14 protein-coding genes are annotated in these 13,755 nt (G+C 60.5%); 2 read left to right on the top strand and 12 right to left on the bottom strand.

The window, feature by feature from the left end:
* Positions 1-83: 83 nt before the first annotated feature.
* Positions 84-1,055 carry a magnesium and cobalt transport protein CorA gene (locus CAF87_RS17485; protein WP_085732365.1) on the top strand — a complete coding sequence of 324 codons (972 nt, stop codon included), beginning with the start codon at positions 84-86 and terminating at the stop codon, positions 1,053-1,055.
* 40 nt (positions 1,056-1,095) lie between these two features.
* On the opposite strand, the gene CAF87_RS17480 is transcribed toward CAF87_RS17485, so the two are convergent.
* The 3 genes from CAF87_RS17480 to CAF87_RS17470 form a co-directional block, all read right to left on the bottom strand.
* Positions 1,096-1,818 (bottom strand): amidotransferase, encoded by a 723-nt coding sequence (locus CAF87_RS17480; RefSeq protein WP_085732364.1) that lies wholly within the window; start codon positions 1,816-1,818, stop codon positions 1,096-1,098.
* Positions 1,819-1,913: 95 nt separating this feature from the next.
* Positions 1,914-4,058: a 3-hydroxyacyl-CoA dehydrogenase NAD-binding domain-containing protein gene (locus tag CAF87_RS17475; protein WP_085732363.1), complete on the bottom strand. Its 2,145-nt coding sequence runs from the start codon at positions 4,056-4,058 to the stop codon at positions 1,914-1,916.
* A gap of 17 nt (positions 4,059-4,075) precedes the next feature.
* Positions 4,076-5,281, bottom strand: coding sequence for an acetyl-CoA C-acetyltransferase (locus tag CAF87_RS17470; RefSeq protein WP_085732362.1), 1,206 nt, complete (start codon positions 5,279-5,281; stop codon positions 4,076-4,078).
* Positions 5,282-5,864: 583 nt separating this feature from the next.
* Here CAF87_RS17470 and CAF87_RS17465 point away from each other — a divergent pair.
* Positions 5,865-6,692: a cytochrome c gene (locus CAF87_RS17465; RefSeq protein ID WP_085732361.1), complete on the top strand. Its 828-nt coding sequence runs from the start codon at positions 5,865-5,867 to the stop codon at positions 6,690-6,692.
* Between the two features lie 14 nt (positions 6,693-6,706).
* Here CAF87_RS17465 and CAF87_RS17460 read toward each other — a convergent pair whose 3' ends face one another.
* From CAF87_RS17460 to CAF87_RS17420, 9 genes are all read right to left on the bottom strand, one after another.
* Positions 6,707-7,516, bottom strand: coding sequence for a transglutaminase family protein (locus CAF87_RS17460; RefSeq protein WP_085705298.1), 810 nt, complete (start codon positions 7,514-7,516; stop codon positions 6,707-6,709).
* A complete protein-coding gene (locus CAF87_RS17455) occupies positions 7,513-8,463 on the bottom strand; it encodes an alpha-E domain-containing protein (protein ID WP_007959974.1) in 951 nt (316 codons plus the stop codon). The genes CAF87_RS17460 and CAF87_RS17455 overlap by 4 nt, the downstream gene beginning before the upstream one ends.
* 12 nt (positions 8,464-8,475) lie before the next feature.
* Entirely contained in the window at positions 8,476-9,885 is a 1,410-nt protein-coding gene (locus CAF87_RS17450) for a circularly permuted type 2 ATP-grasp protein (protein WP_039769936.1), read from the bottom strand.
* A gap of 476 nt (positions 9,886-10,361) precedes the next feature.
* Positions 10,362-10,709: a ribonuclease E inhibitor RraB gene (locus CAF87_RS17445; RefSeq protein WP_007960698.1), complete on the bottom strand. Its 348-nt coding sequence runs from the start codon at positions 10,707-10,709 to the stop codon at positions 10,362-10,364.
* A gap of 210 nt (positions 10,710-10,919) precedes the next feature.
* Positions 10,920-11,153: a hypothetical protein gene (locus tag CAF87_RS17440; protein WP_085710655.1), complete on the bottom strand. Its 234-nt coding sequence runs from the start codon at positions 11,151-11,153 to the stop codon at positions 10,920-10,922.
* 154 nt (positions 11,154-11,307) lie between these two features.
* Complete coding sequence (speE, locus tag CAF87_RS17435; RefSeq protein ID WP_085690505.1) at positions 11,308-12,183, bottom strand: polyamine aminopropyltransferase; 876 nt, start codon at positions 12,181-12,183, stop codon at positions 11,308-11,310.
* 135 nt (positions 12,184-12,318) lie between these two features.
* Positions 12,319-12,510, bottom strand: a complete 192-nt coding sequence (locus CAF87_RS17430; protein WP_003223221.1) for a PLDc N-terminal domain-containing protein — start codon at positions 12,508-12,510, stop codon at positions 12,319-12,321.
* Between the two features lie 71 nt (positions 12,511-12,581).
* Positions 12,582-13,112, bottom strand: coding sequence for a hypothetical protein (locus CAF87_RS17425; protein ID WP_085732360.1), 531 nt, complete (start codon positions 13,110-13,112; stop codon positions 12,582-12,584).
* Between the two features lie 91 nt (positions 13,113-13,203).
* Positions 13,204-13,722 (bottom strand): ankyrin repeat domain-containing protein, encoded by a 519-nt coding sequence (locus CAF87_RS17420; RefSeq protein WP_085608799.1) that lies wholly within the window; start codon positions 13,720-13,722, stop codon positions 13,204-13,206.
* Positions 13,723-13,755: the final 33 nt, after the last annotated feature.

The following is a 13,755-nucleotide window of genomic DNA, read 5'->3' as shown; positions in this document are numbered from 1 at the left end:
TTTCACTGACTCTCAAGCAGCGACACGGCTAAGCTGAAGCCATGCCTCCCCTGCCATCTGCCAAGAAGAAGTGAACCACCACCATGGGTCGAGTTGTTGCTGCTGCGGTTTACAGCGCCGGTAAGAAAGTCACCAATATTTCCCTCGATGAAGGCGCCGCCTGGGCCGCCAAGACCGGGCACTTTGTCTGGATCGGCCTCGAAGAGCCGAACGCCCAGGAGCTGGCCAACCTGCAACGCCAGTTCAACCTGCATGAACTGGCCATCGAGGACGCCCTGGAAAAACACAGTCGTCCGAAACTGGAAACCTTCGGCGACGCCCTGTTTATCGTCACTTACTCTCCCGTGCGCCAGCACGGGATTTTGCAGTTCATCGAAACTCATATCTTCGCCGGCAAGGGCTACATCATCACTGCGCGCAATGGCCATTCGGCGTCCTACGCGCATGTCCGTCAGCGCTGTGAGGCGCGGCCGCTGTTGCTGGAACACGGGGAAGATTTCGTACTGTATGCGCTGCTGGATTTCGTCATCGAAAACTATCAGCCGGTAGGTGAAGCGATCCACGCCGAGATCGATGAACTGGAGCGCAACGTGTTGTGCAGCGCGCTGAATGAGCACGACATCCAGAAGCTTCATGGCCTGCGCCGTGACGTGCTGCGCTTGCGTCGATACGCGGCGCCGATGGTGGAAATCGGCGAAGAATTGCAGAAGCTGAGCTTCCCCTTCATCGACAAGAACATGCGCCCTTACTTCCGCGATGTGCAGATCCATGTCACGCGGCAGATGGAAGACCTGACCACGCTGGCCGACATTGCGAGCCAGACCATCGAGATCGGTGTACTGCTGGAAGCGTCACGGCAAAGCGTGGTGCAGCGCAAGTTTGCGGCTTGGGCGGCGATTCTGGCGTTCCCGACAGCGGTCGCCGGGATCTACGGGATGAACTTCCAGAACATGCCGGAGCTGAGCTGGCATTACGGCTATTTCGCCGTGCTGGGCTTTATCACCGTGGGTTGCGTGGGGCTGTGGGCGAGCTTCAAGAAATCAGGCTGGCTGTAAGGAAAAAAGCCCCCGTGCAGGATGCGGGGGGCTTACGGATTCAAGCCGCGTCTGGCTTGTGCGCCACGAAACGCATCATCCATTCCGCCACCGTGGTGCCGTGGTGATCGTTCTCAAGGCTGGCCACGCCCTTGCTGTAGATCTGTTCGCCCAACGCTTCCTGACGCAAATCCAGCAGCGCCCGCGAATAATCGTGAATGAATTCCGGATGCCCCTGGAAGCAAAGCACCTGATCGTTGATGTGATACGCGGCGAACGGGCAGAAATCGCTGGAAGCAATCACCGTGGCGTTCTCCGGCAGCGCCGTGACCTGATCCTGGTGGCTGATCAACAGGGTCAGCTCTTCACGCACCGGGCTCATCCACGGCGCCTTGGCCGCGAGTTTGTAGTTGTGGGTACCGACGCCCCAACCCTGGATCGCGCGCTCGCTCTTGCCGCCCAGCAGCAGCGCCAGCAGTTGATGGCCAAAGCACACACCGAGCAGTTTGTCGCCACGCTTATAACGGGTCAGCAGGTACTGCTTGAGGGTCTGGATCCACGGGTCGGTACCGAACGAGTCGGCTTTGCTGCCCGTGACCAGATACGCATCGAACGTCAGGTCATCACTCGGATAGTCGCCCTGCATCACGTTGTACACCGTGAACTCGGCGGCGATCGGTTGTTGCGAGAACAAGCGCTGGAACATCTGCCCGTAACCCTGATATTGATCGACCAGTTCCGGACGCAGGATGTCGGTTTCCAGAATGCAGATGCGTAGCGACATAAAAAATACCTGACACGTGATGGGAATAATGCACACCCCAGAGCCTGCCTTGAAACCACCCGGCAAGGCAAGCCCCGAAATGCGTCCCCAACCCGTTAGAACAACTCGCCTTTCGCTGCCTTTTCCAGCAACAAGGCTGGCGGCGCGAAACGTTCGCCGTATTGCTCAGCCAGGTACTGCGCCCGCGCGACAAAGTCCTTCACGCCATATTGATTGATGAACTGCAACGCGCCGCCCGTCCATGCCGCGAAGCCGATGCCGAAGATCGAGCCGACGTTGGCGTCCGCCGTCGACGTCAGTACTCCCTCCTCCACACAGCGCACGGTTTCGATGGCCTGCACGAACAGCAACCGATCACGCACATCCTTCGGCGAAATCTGCCCGTCGGCTTTTTCGAAACGGGTTTTCAGTTCGGGCCACAGATGCTTCTGACCTCCCGCCGGGTAATCGTAAAAACCGCCTCCCGCTGCCTTGCCCGGCCGCTTGTATTCGTTGAGCAACAAGTCAATCACGGCGAACGCCGGGTGCTCAATCAGCGGTTTCCCTTCCGCTTGCAGGTCTTTGGCCGTTTGCTGACGGATATGGCTCATCAGGCTGAGGGAAACTTCGTCAGAGATCGCCAGAGGCCCGATGGGCATGCCGGCCTTGCGTGCTTCGGTCTCGATCATCGGGGCGCTGACGCCCTCACCCAGCATCGCGATGCCTTCGTTGGTGAAAGTGCCGAACACCCGCGAGGTGAAGAAGCCACGACTGTCGTTGACCACAATCGGCGTTTTCTTGATTTGCAGGACGAAATCGAACCCGCGCGCGAGGGTTTCGTCGCTGGTTTGCGCGCCTTTGATGATTTCTACCAACGGCATTTTTTCCACCGGACTGAAGAAGTGCAGGCCGATGAACTTGCTCTGATCCGGCACCGCAGCCGCCAGGCCGGTGATGGGCAAGGTCGAAGTATTGGAGGCAATCACCGCGTCGGCACCGACCACTTGCTGCGCCGCTGCCGAGACTTTGGCCTTGAGCTGACGATCCTCGAACACCGCCTCAATGATCAAATCGCAACCCGCCAGATCGGCATCGCGTTCAGTCGTCTGGATGCGCGCCAGCACCGCTTCACGCTGCTGTGCAGACATTTGCCCGCGAGCGACTTTCTTGTCCAGCAGTGCCGCCGAATGCGCCTTGCCCTTTTCGGCGGCGGCAAGATTGATGTCCTTGAGCACCACATCGATTCCAGCCGAGGCGCTGACATAGGCGATGCCGGCGCCCATCATGCCCGCGCCGAGGACGCCCACACGCTTCGTCACATAAGGTGCAAAACCCTGCGGACGCGAACCGCCGGCATTGATTTCATTGAGCTGGAACCAGAAGGTGCCGATCAGGTTCTTCGAGATCTGGCCCGTGGTCAGTTCAGTGAAGTAACGGGTCTCGATCAGGTGCGCGGTGTCGAAATCCACCTGCGCGCCTTCCACCGCGGCGCACAGAATCTTCTCCGGCGCCGGCAGCGTGCCCTGGGTTTTGCTGCGCAGGATCGACGGCGCAATCGCCAGCATCTGCGCGACTTTCGGGTTCGACGGCGTACCGCCGGGAATCTGATAGCCCTTCACATCCCAACGCTGCACCGCCGCAGGGTTGGCCAAAATCCAGGCCCGGGCCTTGGCCAGCAATTCATCGCGATCCGCCGCCAGCTCATCGATCAAACCTGCCTGCAATGCCTGTTGCGGACGGACCTTCTTGCCTTCGAGCAGATATGGCAGAGCCTTTTCAATACCGAGCATGCGCACCATCCGCACCACTCCGCCGCCGCCCGGCAGCAGCCCGAGGGTCACTTCCGGCAATCCGAGTTGCACCGACGCATCGTCCAGCGCCACGCGGTGGTGGCAGGCCAGGCAGATTTCCCAGCCTCCGCCGAGCGCCGCGCCGTTGATCGCCGCGACCACCGGTTTGCCGAGGGTTTCCAGGGTGCGCAACTGACCCTTGAGAGTCAGCACCATGTCGTAGAAAGCCTTGGCTTCGGGCTTGCCGACCTTGATCAGTTCATTCAGGTCGCCGCCGGCGAAGAAGGTTTTCTTGGCCGAGGTGATGACCACCCCGACGATGTCATCTTTTTCCGCCTGCAATCGGGCGACGCTGTCGGCCATGGCCTCGCGGTACACCGCGTTCATGGTGTTGGCGCTCTGGCCCGGCATGTCGATGGTCAGGAGAACGATGCCGTCCTGGCCTTTTTCGTAACGAATGGCTTGGGTCATGACAGTTTTCCTTGGGGTCAGAGGCGTTCGATGATGGTGGCGATGCCCATGCCACCGCCAACGCACAGCGTCGCGAGGCCGTAGCGCAGGCGCCGGGCTTCCAGTTCATCGAGCAAGGTGCCGAGGATCGCGCAACCGGTGGCGCCCAGCGGGTGGCCCATGGCGATCGAGCCGCCATTGACGTTGACCTTGTCCGGGTCGACGGCCATGTCTTTGATGAATTTCAGCACCACCGAGGCGAACGCCTCGTTGACCTCGAACAGGTCGATGTCCTCCACCCGCAGCCCGGCCTTGGCCAACGCCTTGCGAGTGGCCGGCGCGGGGCCGGTGAGCATGATGGTCGGGTCGGTACTGGTGACCGCCGTGGCTACGATTCGCGCCCGGGGTTGCAGGCCCAACTCGCGCCCCTTGGCTTCGGAGCCGATCAACATCAGCGCCGCGCCATCAACGATCCCCGAACTGTTACCGGGCGTGTGCACATGATTGATGCGCTCGACATGGCTGTAGACCCGCAGCGCCGTGGCGTCGAAGCCCATCTGGCCGATCATCTCGAAGCTCGGCTTGAGCTTGCCCAGGCCTTCAAGGGTCGACTCGGCACGAATGAATTCATCGTGATCGAGCAGGATGATGCCGTTCTGGTCCTGCACCGGCACCAACGATTTGTTGAACGAACCGTCGGCCCGGGCCCGGGCGGCCTTCTGTTGCGAATGCAGCGCATAGGCATCGACGTCTTGACGGCTGAAACCTTCAAGTGTGGCGATCAGATCCGCGCCGACGCCTTGCGGTGTGAAATGGCTGTGCAAATTGGTTTGCGGATCCAGCGCCCAAGCGCCACCGTCGCTACCCATCAGCACGCGGGACATGGATTCGACACCGCCGACCACCACCAGGTCTTCGAACCCGGAGCGCACTTTCATCGCCCCCAGGTTCACCGCTTCCAGCCCCGAGGCGCAGAAGCGGTTGATCTGCACGCCCGCGACGCTGACATCCCAATCGGCCACCTGCACCGCGGTCTTGGCGATGTCCGAGCCCTGATCGCCAATCGGCGTGACACAACCGAGCACGACGTCATCGACTTGGCTGGTGTCCAGTTCGGTACGAACCTGCAAAGCGGTCAAGAGCCCGGCCACCAGGTTCACCGGTTTGACGCTGTGCAGCGAACCGTCGGCCTTGCCCTTGCCACGGGGCGTGCGTAACGCGTCGAAAATCAAAGCTTGGGTCATGGCGTTCTCGAACCTGTGCGGTGAGTGAATTTCGTGCCTCCACTCTTGGCCGGGACGGTCACGGATTCAATGACCACAGCGCTCAATGACGTTGACGCGCACGCTCAGACGGACGGTCATTACCGGCCAGGTTAACCGGTTCAGGTCACCGAGCTGTCTAGCAAAAGGGCGGCAAAGAAGCTGGCAATGGGCCTCATGCCTTTTTAATCGCGACTGGTAGCAAATACATATGAAATGGATCTAAGCCAAGCGTGACGCGGGCCCTAAGGTGAACATGTACGTCTTTGTCGTCGGGTTTTGCCGAGGCAGGCGTTCTTCAACAGGAAGTGCAGCGCTTGCCATCATGGACATGCAGGCAAGCATCAGGAAATAACAAAAAAGGCGGTCTAGCCATGTTCAAACAACCGAAAGTTCGTCAAGCAGGGCTCATTCTTTTCGCCACGACGCTGTTGTTGATTCTGCCGAATCTGACCAAGGTCATCGGCTGATTCAAGCGGCAGGTATAGTTCATCGCCACTGAAAATGTGACTGGCCCGCTACCCGGGCCAGCGTGGCTGTGCCAATCTCTGCGCACTTCCACGACATGGACGGCGATCACTTGAAAACGCTCATTATGTTCGGGGCCATGCTGCTGAGCTTGCCCCTGTCTGCCGCACAGTTGAATTTGGAGCTGGGCGAGAACAACCGCATCTGGCAGACCGAGGAATTGCTCAAGCATCCTCAGGTACAAACCCTCACGATCAAGAATGATGTGTCCTACAAGAAGGACATGACTTATCGCGCCGTGCCGATGGCCGCGCTGCTGCCCGGCATCAAACCGGACGATCACCTGCAAGCCGTAGCGCTGGACGGTTTTGCCGCTGAGCTGTCCGCCGCGCCGCTACTGAACAACAAGGGTTCGCGCGCCTGGCTGGCCATCGAAGATCCGGCACAGCCCTGGCCGCCGCTGTCGGAGGGCAAGCACAGCGCCGGGCCGTTCTATCTGGTGTGGACCGATCCGCAGGCCGGCAATATCAGTCCGGAACAATGGCCATTTGAAGTCGCGAGCATCAAGCGCATGGCGCCAGTGGCCGAGCGCTTCCCTGCCCTGCTGCCGGATCCTGCGCTGAAGGCCGATGATCCGGTGAATCAAGGTTTCGCGCTATTCCAGAAGAACTGCCTGGCCTGCCATCGCCTCAATGGTGCGGGCGATGCGCAATTCGGGCCGGACCTGAATATTCCATACAACCCGACCGAATACTTCGGCGCGGACTTCCTCAAGCGCTACATCCGCGATCCACAGAGTCTGCGCCAGTGGCCACAGGCGAAGATGCCGGGGTTTTCCGCCGAGGTGTTACCGGACGCGGATCTGCAGAAACTGGTGGGGTACTTACAGCACATGGCCGGGCGCAAGGTTGCGCCCGCCAAGTAAACCGACAACATCGTTTACTGCTGTTGCACCGAGATAACCGGCGCAGGTGTCGGCGACACCAGCACTTTCGCGTGCATCTGCTCTGACCCGCCGCCCCGACGCATGCCCCGCACCGGGCAGGCGTCGAGGTAATCCAGGCCCACCGCCAATTTCAAGTGTCGTTCCGGCCGCGCCAGTTCATTGGTCACGTCAAAGCTGTACCAGGCGTCATCGATCCAGGCTTCGGCCCAGGCGTGACTGGCCAGGTGTTCGCAATCCTCGCTGTACAGATAACCCGACACATAGCGCGACGGCACACCGAGGCTGCGCGCGCAGGCCAGAAATGCGTGGGCGTGGTCCTGGCAAACACCCGCACGTCCGGCGAAGGCCTCGGCGGCGCTGGTGTCGACCTCGGTGGAACCCGGCGTGTAGGTCATGTGCTGGTTCAGCCCATGCATCAGGTCAATCAATGCGTTGCGGTCCCGTCGTTGTTTGCAGGACTTCTCGGCGAACGCCCGCAGCGCCTCGTCAGCCTCGGTCAGCCGGGTGAAACGCAGGAACGGCAGCGCCGACTGGCTCTCATGCTCCGCTTCGCGCAATTCGTCGATATCAACCTGCCCACGGGCACCGATGATGATCGCTTCGTGGGGCTCGTCCATGGTCAGCACATGCAGGATGTTGCCGAACGGATCGAGCTGGGCCCGCACCGGGCGCGGCAGGTCGAGCTGCCAGCTCAGCACATGCTGACGCTCGCTGTCGTGGGGTGTCAGGCGCAGGTACTGGATGCTCGCGCGCACCTGATCTTCGTAGTGATAGGTGGTCTCGTGGCTGATGGAAAGTCTCATGCGGCCTCCAGGTAGGAACTGTGAATGGCGTTGCCCAACTGGCGAACCAGCGGGATGAACTCGGTGAGCCAGGCGTGCAGCCCTTCCTCGAGAATTTCTTGAATGCCGGTGTAGCGCAGGCGTGCGTCCATTTCCGCTGCAAGCCGTTGCGCGGGACGACCGTTTGCCCCCGGCAACTGCGCCAGAATCTGGTCGATTTCTTCAGTGCAGGCCCGCAGCGAACGCGGCACATCGGCACGCAACAGCAGCAACTCGGCCACATGCCGGGCGCCCGGCGCATCGCGATAGATCTCGGTGTAGGCCTCGAACGATGACAGCGCTCGCAACAGCGCACTCCACTGGTAATAGGCGTGAGCGGTGCCATCGCTGACCGCTTCGGCTTGATCACCCGCCATTTCATAGCGAGCATCGAGTAGTCGCAGCGTGTTGTCCGCGCGCTCGATGAACGTGCCCAGGCGAATGAAACGAAACGCATCGTTACGCATGATGGTGCCGTAGGACGCCCCCCGGAACAGATGCGAACGTTCCTTGATCCACTCGCAGAAGCGGCTCATGCCATAGCGGCTGAGGCCCTGATTGGCAATCCCGCGGATCTCCAGCCAGGTGGCGTTGATGTTCTCCCACATGTCGGCGGTGATCCGACCGCGCACCGCGTGGGCGCTGGCTCGCGCCGCACCGAGACAGCTGTAGATGCTCGCGGGGTTGGCCGCGTCGAGGGCGAAAAAGTGCAGCAATCGTTCGGCATGCAACTCGCCGTGGCGTTCCAGGTAATCGTCCAGCGTGCCGGTGATCAGCAGCGGCATCGCCAGTTCGTGCAGACCGTCGCCACGGCCGTCCTGCGGCATCAGCGACAGCGAATAGCTGACATCGAGCATGCGGGCGAGGTTTTCCGCCCGCTCCAGGTAACGCGACATCCAGTACAGATCCGAGGCAGTTCTACTTAACATGGCAGGCTTCCTTCAATCCTCGACCACCCAGGTGTCCTTGGTTCCGCCACCCTGGGATGAATTCACCACCAGAGAGCCTTCACGCAGGGCCACACGGGTCAAACCGCCGGGCACGACCCGGGTTTCGCGGCCGGACAATACGAACGGGCGCAGGTCGATATGGCGCGGCGCAATGCCGTTTTCGACAAAGGTCGGACAAGTCGACAGCGACAGCGTCGGTTGGGCGATGTACGCGTGGGGCTTGGCTTTGATCCGCTCGCGGAACGCATCGATTTCCGCGGTTGTCGCCGCCGGCCCCACGAGCATTCCGTAACCGCCGGAGCCCTGGGTTTCCTTGACCACCAGATCCGGAAGATTGGCCAGTACATGGGATAGTTCAGACGGATTACGGCATTGCCAGGTCGGCACGTTCTTCAGGATCGGCTCTTCATCGAGGTAAAAACGGATCATTTCGGTGACGAACGGATACACCGACTTGTCGTCCGCCACCCCGGTGCCGATGGCATTGGCCAGCACCACGTTGCCGGAGCGATACGACGACAGCAGGCCCGGCACGCCGAGCATCGAATCCGGGCGGAATGCCAATGGATCAAGAAACGCGTCGTCGAGTCGGCGGTAGATCACGTCCACCGCTTTCGGGCCGTCGGTGGTGCGCATGAAAACCTTGTCGTCGCGCACGAACAGATCCGCGCCCTCCACCAGCTCCACGCCCATTTCCCGGGCCAGGAACGCATGTTCGAAAAACGCGCTGTTGAACCGCCCCGGTGTCAGCACCACGACACTCGGATCGTCGATCGGGCTTGAGCTTTTCAGGGTGTCGAGCAGCAGATTCGGGTAATGGTCGATCGGAGCGATGCGCTGGGCTGCGAACAGTTCAGGGAACAGGCGCATCATCATCTTGCGGTCTTCGAGCATGTAGCTCACGCCGCTGGGCGTGCGCAGGTTGTCCTCGAGCACGTAATAGGTGCCGTCGCCGTCGCGCACCAGATCGACGCCGGAGATGTGCGAATAGATATCGCGGTGCAGATCCAGCCCCTGCATCGCCAACTGGTATTGCTCGTTGGCCAGCACCTGCTCGGCGGGAATGATCCCGGCCTTGATGATGCGTTGCTCGTGATAAAGGTCGGCGAGAAACATGTTCAACGCCTTGACCCGCTGGATGCAGCCGCGCTCGACGATCCGCCACTCGCTGGCGGGTATGCTGCGCGGAATGGTGTCGAAGGGAATCAGACGTTCTGTCCCTTGCTCGTCCCCGTAGAGCGTGAAAGTGATCCCGGCACGATGGAACAGCAGATCGGCCTCGCGTCGCCGCTGGGCTAGCAGTTCGTCAGGCGTTTCCGCCAGCCAGCGGGCAAACTCCCGGTAATGCGGGCGGATCTGGCCGCCGGCATCGTACATTTCATCAAAATAGGTGCGGATCATGCCGTACTCCTTGTCACTCCGGACCTACAGGCCTTCGCAAGGCCCGTGCCATCGGCATAAACGCTTTGATTTCAATCGGTTGGATATTCACGCCACACGCACCGCACCATTCCTGTGCGGCAAATGCCCCAACCTGATCGCCCCCGCCTCATTGCGACGCAGTCCCGTCGCCTATCACCAGCATAGTCAGAGTTGATTTCACTGCCCGGCGCCGGCTGCGGATAATCCGCGCATCCGCTGCAAAACGTCCCTGACGAAGCACGCAGCCCAACTGATCCGGACTGCCCCGGCAGCCCTCCCGGCCGTAACCCTGACCGGTTTCCTCTCCTTCCGGTCTTCCCTTTCAGCCACCTCTTCAGGTGGCTTTTTTTTGCGCCGGATTCTTGTTTCAGGGTTTTGCCATGCAATGTTCAAGCTGCAGAAACGACAACGGCCGACCCGAAGGTCAGCCGTTGCTCGACGTGTTGCGAGGGTGATCAGTTCAAACGATGGCGGTTGCGCACCTCCTGCTTCACGCCCCAACCTTCGATGATGCCGCCCAGAGGCTCGACCACCGCCGAAAAGCCCTGTTCGAAATCGCCGATGTCGTCGTAGGTTGCGTACATCACCTTGCTCAATTCCAGGGACCACGCGCCGTCGTCGCGCGCACTGACCTGGGCATTGATCGATTCACCGCGAAACTTGCCTGCCGCCCTGCGCGCCCGCTCCTCGTCCGGGAAAATGGCGTAGAACTCGATGGGATGGAATCGGGAAAAATCGAAACCGCCTTCTTTCATGCGGCGCAGCACGTTGCTGCTGATGTCTTCTTGATAGGCTGTGCTCATGAACGTCCCCCTCGCATAGATGGATAGACTTTCCGTATTCCCTGCACCTGGCCGAACGGCTCAGGCGTTACGGCAACCGTGTTGCCGACGGGAAACAAGCATGTAGCTGACAAGACCAGACCTTAGCGATCCGTTCGCTGATCTCGCTTGCAGAGTAGCCCCAAGATAGAGCCGCTGCCAAGGCCTGGTGCGTTACGGGCAAGAAGATTTTCAGATGGGTGTGATGCTGCGGATTTCGATGCTGTTCTGGGTTTTCAGGCTTTTGGCGCCAGCATCGGAGGTTCGCCCTTCCAGATCGTTCAAATCCAGTGCGGCGGCGACAGGAAGGAGTCGTTCCTTGATCAGTCGTGCGGCCTCATCATCGCTGGGGCATTCCGCACGCTCGAAGACTTCATCGACAATTTCACCGTGATCATCCACGAAAGTGACTTTCCACTTTTGCATTGGAGCCTCCTCGAACAAACCCGCAAATGGGCTTACATCTATCTCGACTTTTGTCAGGATTGATCGTTCAAAAGCTTGACACAGATGAAACATGAAAAACATTTCATCTGCGGGAGCGAAGCCGCTCGCTCCCGCAGTGATGACGGCTGAGTGATCAGTCGTTGCTTGGCTTGTTTACCGCTTGCAGCACGTATTGCGGCAAGGCGAAGGCGCCGATGTGGATTTCCGGGTTGTAGTAGCGGGTGACGATGCCGCTGCCGATAAAGCGCTGCTGCAGGGTTTCGCGGCTCAGCTTGCGGTAGGCCGGGTTGGTCGAGCCCCAGGCGAAGGTCATCGAACCGCCGATGTAGGTCGGCACGGCTGCCTGATAGAAGTGCCAGTCCGGGAACAGGCTGCGCAGGCGACCGGCGGTGGTTTTCACTTCTTCGATCTGCATGAACGGCGTGCCGTTCTGGGTCACGAGGATGCCGCCCTCGTTCAGGCAGCGGTGGCAGGCCTGGTAGAAGTTTTCCGAGAACAGCACTTCGCCCGGGCCGATCGGGTCGGTGGAGTCGGAAATGATCACGTCGAACTTTTCAGTGGTGGTCGCGACGAAACGCATGCCGTCATCGATCACCAGGTTCAGGCGTGGATCGTCGTAAGCGCCCTTGGAGTGGTTCGGCAGAAATTCCTTGCACATGTCGACCACGGTGCCGTCGATCTCGACCATGGTGATGTGCTCGACGCTGGCGTGTTTGGTCACTTCGCGCAGCATGCCGCCGTCGCCGCCACCGATGATCAGCACGCGCTTGGCGGTGCCATGGGCAAGGATCGGCACGTGGGTGAGCATTTCGTGGTAGATGAATTCATCGGCTTCGGTGGTCTGGATCACGCCGTCCAGCGCCATCACCCGACCCATGCGCGGGTTCTGGAAGATCACCAGGTGCTGGTGTTCGGTGCGCACTTCGTGCAGCAGTTTTTCCATGCGAAAACGCTGGCCGTAGCCTTCGTAGAGGGTTTCCAGGTATTCGCTGGTCTTGGTGACGGTCATGGTGAAGTGCTCCGATGAATGCGCGGGCGCCAATCGTCAGGTTCGATTGCCCGGGAAAGGCGCGCATTCTACGTTGCCGAAGATGACAGGTCGAACCTCAGTTCATCGGCCCCGCGCAATCCATGGTGCGAACGGTCAGATCCGCACATTGCCCCGCGGCCCGGCGATCGCCCAGATGATCAGGCCCAGCACCGGCAGGAGGATGATCAACAGCACCCAGAGGATTTTCATCCCGGTCTCGGCGCCGCTTTTCAGCACGTTGATGATCGCCCAGATGTCGAGGGCAAGGATGATCAGGCCGATCAGGCCGTTGAACGTGGAACCCATAGTGTCGCTCCAGAATAGTGGCGTGCACTTTTAGGATAGACGGTCGCGCGCAGGGTTCCCTTTTATTGCGTTCAGACGTGAACGGCGACCTTCAAGGCTTCCAGCGATGGCGCGGCGGCGATGCCGACTTCGGCGCACAGCTCCAGCACGCGCGGCACGTCGTTGCCGTAGACCAGCACCATTTGCAGCTCGTCGTCGAGCAACTGGCTGAAGTTCATCAGCGTGTAACCGCCGTTTTCCTTGTTCAGGCTGCTCATCTGCACCTGAATGCGGTTAAGCGCAGTCAGCGCCTCAGTCTTGGCCAGTTGCTTGGGCTTGAGGTTGAACTCCACACCCGGGCCGAACGAAGCCACGATCTGCGCGAACAGGTCAACATAGGTGTCAGCCTGAAACAGCACGGTCTCCGGCAGACTGCCGACCACGACCCACTCGCCCAACGGAATCGGGAAGGTGTCGTCGTAGTTGATGTCCGGATTGGCGGTCAGAAAAGCGTCGGCATCGGCGTAGGCCTGTGCGGCTTCATCGGCGACTTTCTGGATCTCGTCTTCGCCCATGCAGCCGGAGCTGATTTTGCTGATGAGTTCGGCGAGTGCGGCTTTCATGAGGGCAGGTCCTGTGGCTTGAGGAATTTCGAGGGCGCGAAGGATAGCGTATTCTCGCCCTCGCCACAGAGCCGGCTGCGGACCGACGGTGTCAGCCCAGCAGTTTTTCCAGCTGCGCAGTGGTGTCCACAGCGCCCATGGTGCGGGCCGCGTCCAGCGCGGTGATGCCGTTGGCGTCCTTGGCCTTCGGGTCGGCGCCCTGGTCGATCAGGAAGTCGACGATTTCAACGCGGTTGAACATCGCCGCCATCATCAGCGCCGTGCGGCCATCGAACGATGCGCCTTCAATCTGCGCGCCACCGGCCACCAACGCCTTGACCACCGCCAGATCACCCTTGAACGCCGCGCCGGCAATCGGGCTCTGGCCGTTGCCATTGCGTTGTTCCGGGTCCGCCTTGTGCTTGAGCAGCACTTGCACCGCGTCCACATGTCCGTAGTAACTGGCGAGCATCAACAGAGTGTCGCCCTTGCTGTTGGTCAGGTTCACCGGCAGACCGGCCGTGATCAGGCGATCCAGCATCACCGCATCGCCTTCGCGCGCCTTGTTGAATACCTGCTCGGTGAATTCGGCAGCTTCTTCGGGGGTCATCTGGCGGCTTTGGTCGGACATGGGGCAACTCCACTTTCGGTCAATCGGAAAGCC

Origin of the sequence: Pseudomonas sp. R38(2017), assembly GCF_002112395.1 — a bacterium.
Lineage (GTDB): Bacteria > Pseudomonadota > Gammaproteobacteria > Pseudomonadales > Pseudomonadaceae > Aquipseudomonas.
This window is presented reverse-complemented; position numbering and strand designations above follow the sequence as displayed.

Coding starts and splice junctions, on each gene's coding strand:
- CAF87_RS17485 (WP_085732365.1), top strand. CDS start 84: ATGGGTCGAGTTGTTGCTGCTGCGGTTTACAGCGCCGGTAAGAAAGTC.
- CAF87_RS17480 (WP_085732364.1), bottom strand. CDS start 1,818: ATGTCGCTACGCATCTGCATTCTGGAAACCGACATCCTGCGTCCGGAA.
- CAF87_RS17475 (WP_085732363.1), bottom strand. CDS start 4,058: ATGACCCAAGCCATTCGTTACGAAAAAGGCCAGGACGGCATCGTTCTC.
- CAF87_RS17470 (WP_085732362.1), bottom strand. CDS start 5,281: ATGACCCAAGCTTTGATTTTCGACGCGTTACGCACGCCCCGTGGCAAG.
- CAF87_RS17465 (WP_085732361.1), top strand. CDS start 5,865: ATGGACGGCGATCACTTGAAAACGCTCATTATGTTCGGGGCCATGCTG.
- CAF87_RS17460 (WP_085705298.1), bottom strand. CDS start 7,516: ATGAGACTTTCCATCAGCCACGAGACCACCTATCACTACGAAGATCAG.
- CAF87_RS17455 (WP_007959974.1), bottom strand. CDS start 8,463: ATGTTAAGTAGAACTGCCTCGGATCTGTACTGGATGTCGCGTTACCTG.
- CAF87_RS17450 (WP_039769936.1), bottom strand. CDS start 9,885: ATGATCCGCACCTATTTTGATGAAATGTACGATGCCGGCGGCCAGATC.
- CAF87_RS17445 (WP_007960698.1), bottom strand. CDS start 10,709: ATGAGCACAGCCTATCAAGAAGACATCAGCAGCAACGTGCTGCGCCGC.
- CAF87_RS17440 (WP_085710655.1), bottom strand. CDS start 11,153: ATGCAAAAGTGGAAAGTCACTTTCGTGGATGATCACGGTGAAATTGTC.
- speE (WP_085690505.1), bottom strand. CDS start 12,183: ATGACCGTCACCAAGACCAGCGAATACCTGGAAACCCTCTACGAAGGC.
- CAF87_RS17430 (WP_003223221.1), bottom strand. CDS start 12,510: ATGGGTTCCACGTTCAACGGCCTGATCGGCCTGATCATCCTTGCCCTC.
- CAF87_RS17425 (WP_085732360.1), bottom strand. CDS start 13,112: ATGAAAGCCGCACTCGCCGAACTCATCAGCAAAATCAGCTCCGGCTGC.
- CAF87_RS17420 (WP_085608799.1), bottom strand. CDS start 13,722: ATGTCCGACCAAAGCCGCCAGATGACCCCCGAAGAAGCTGCCGAATTC.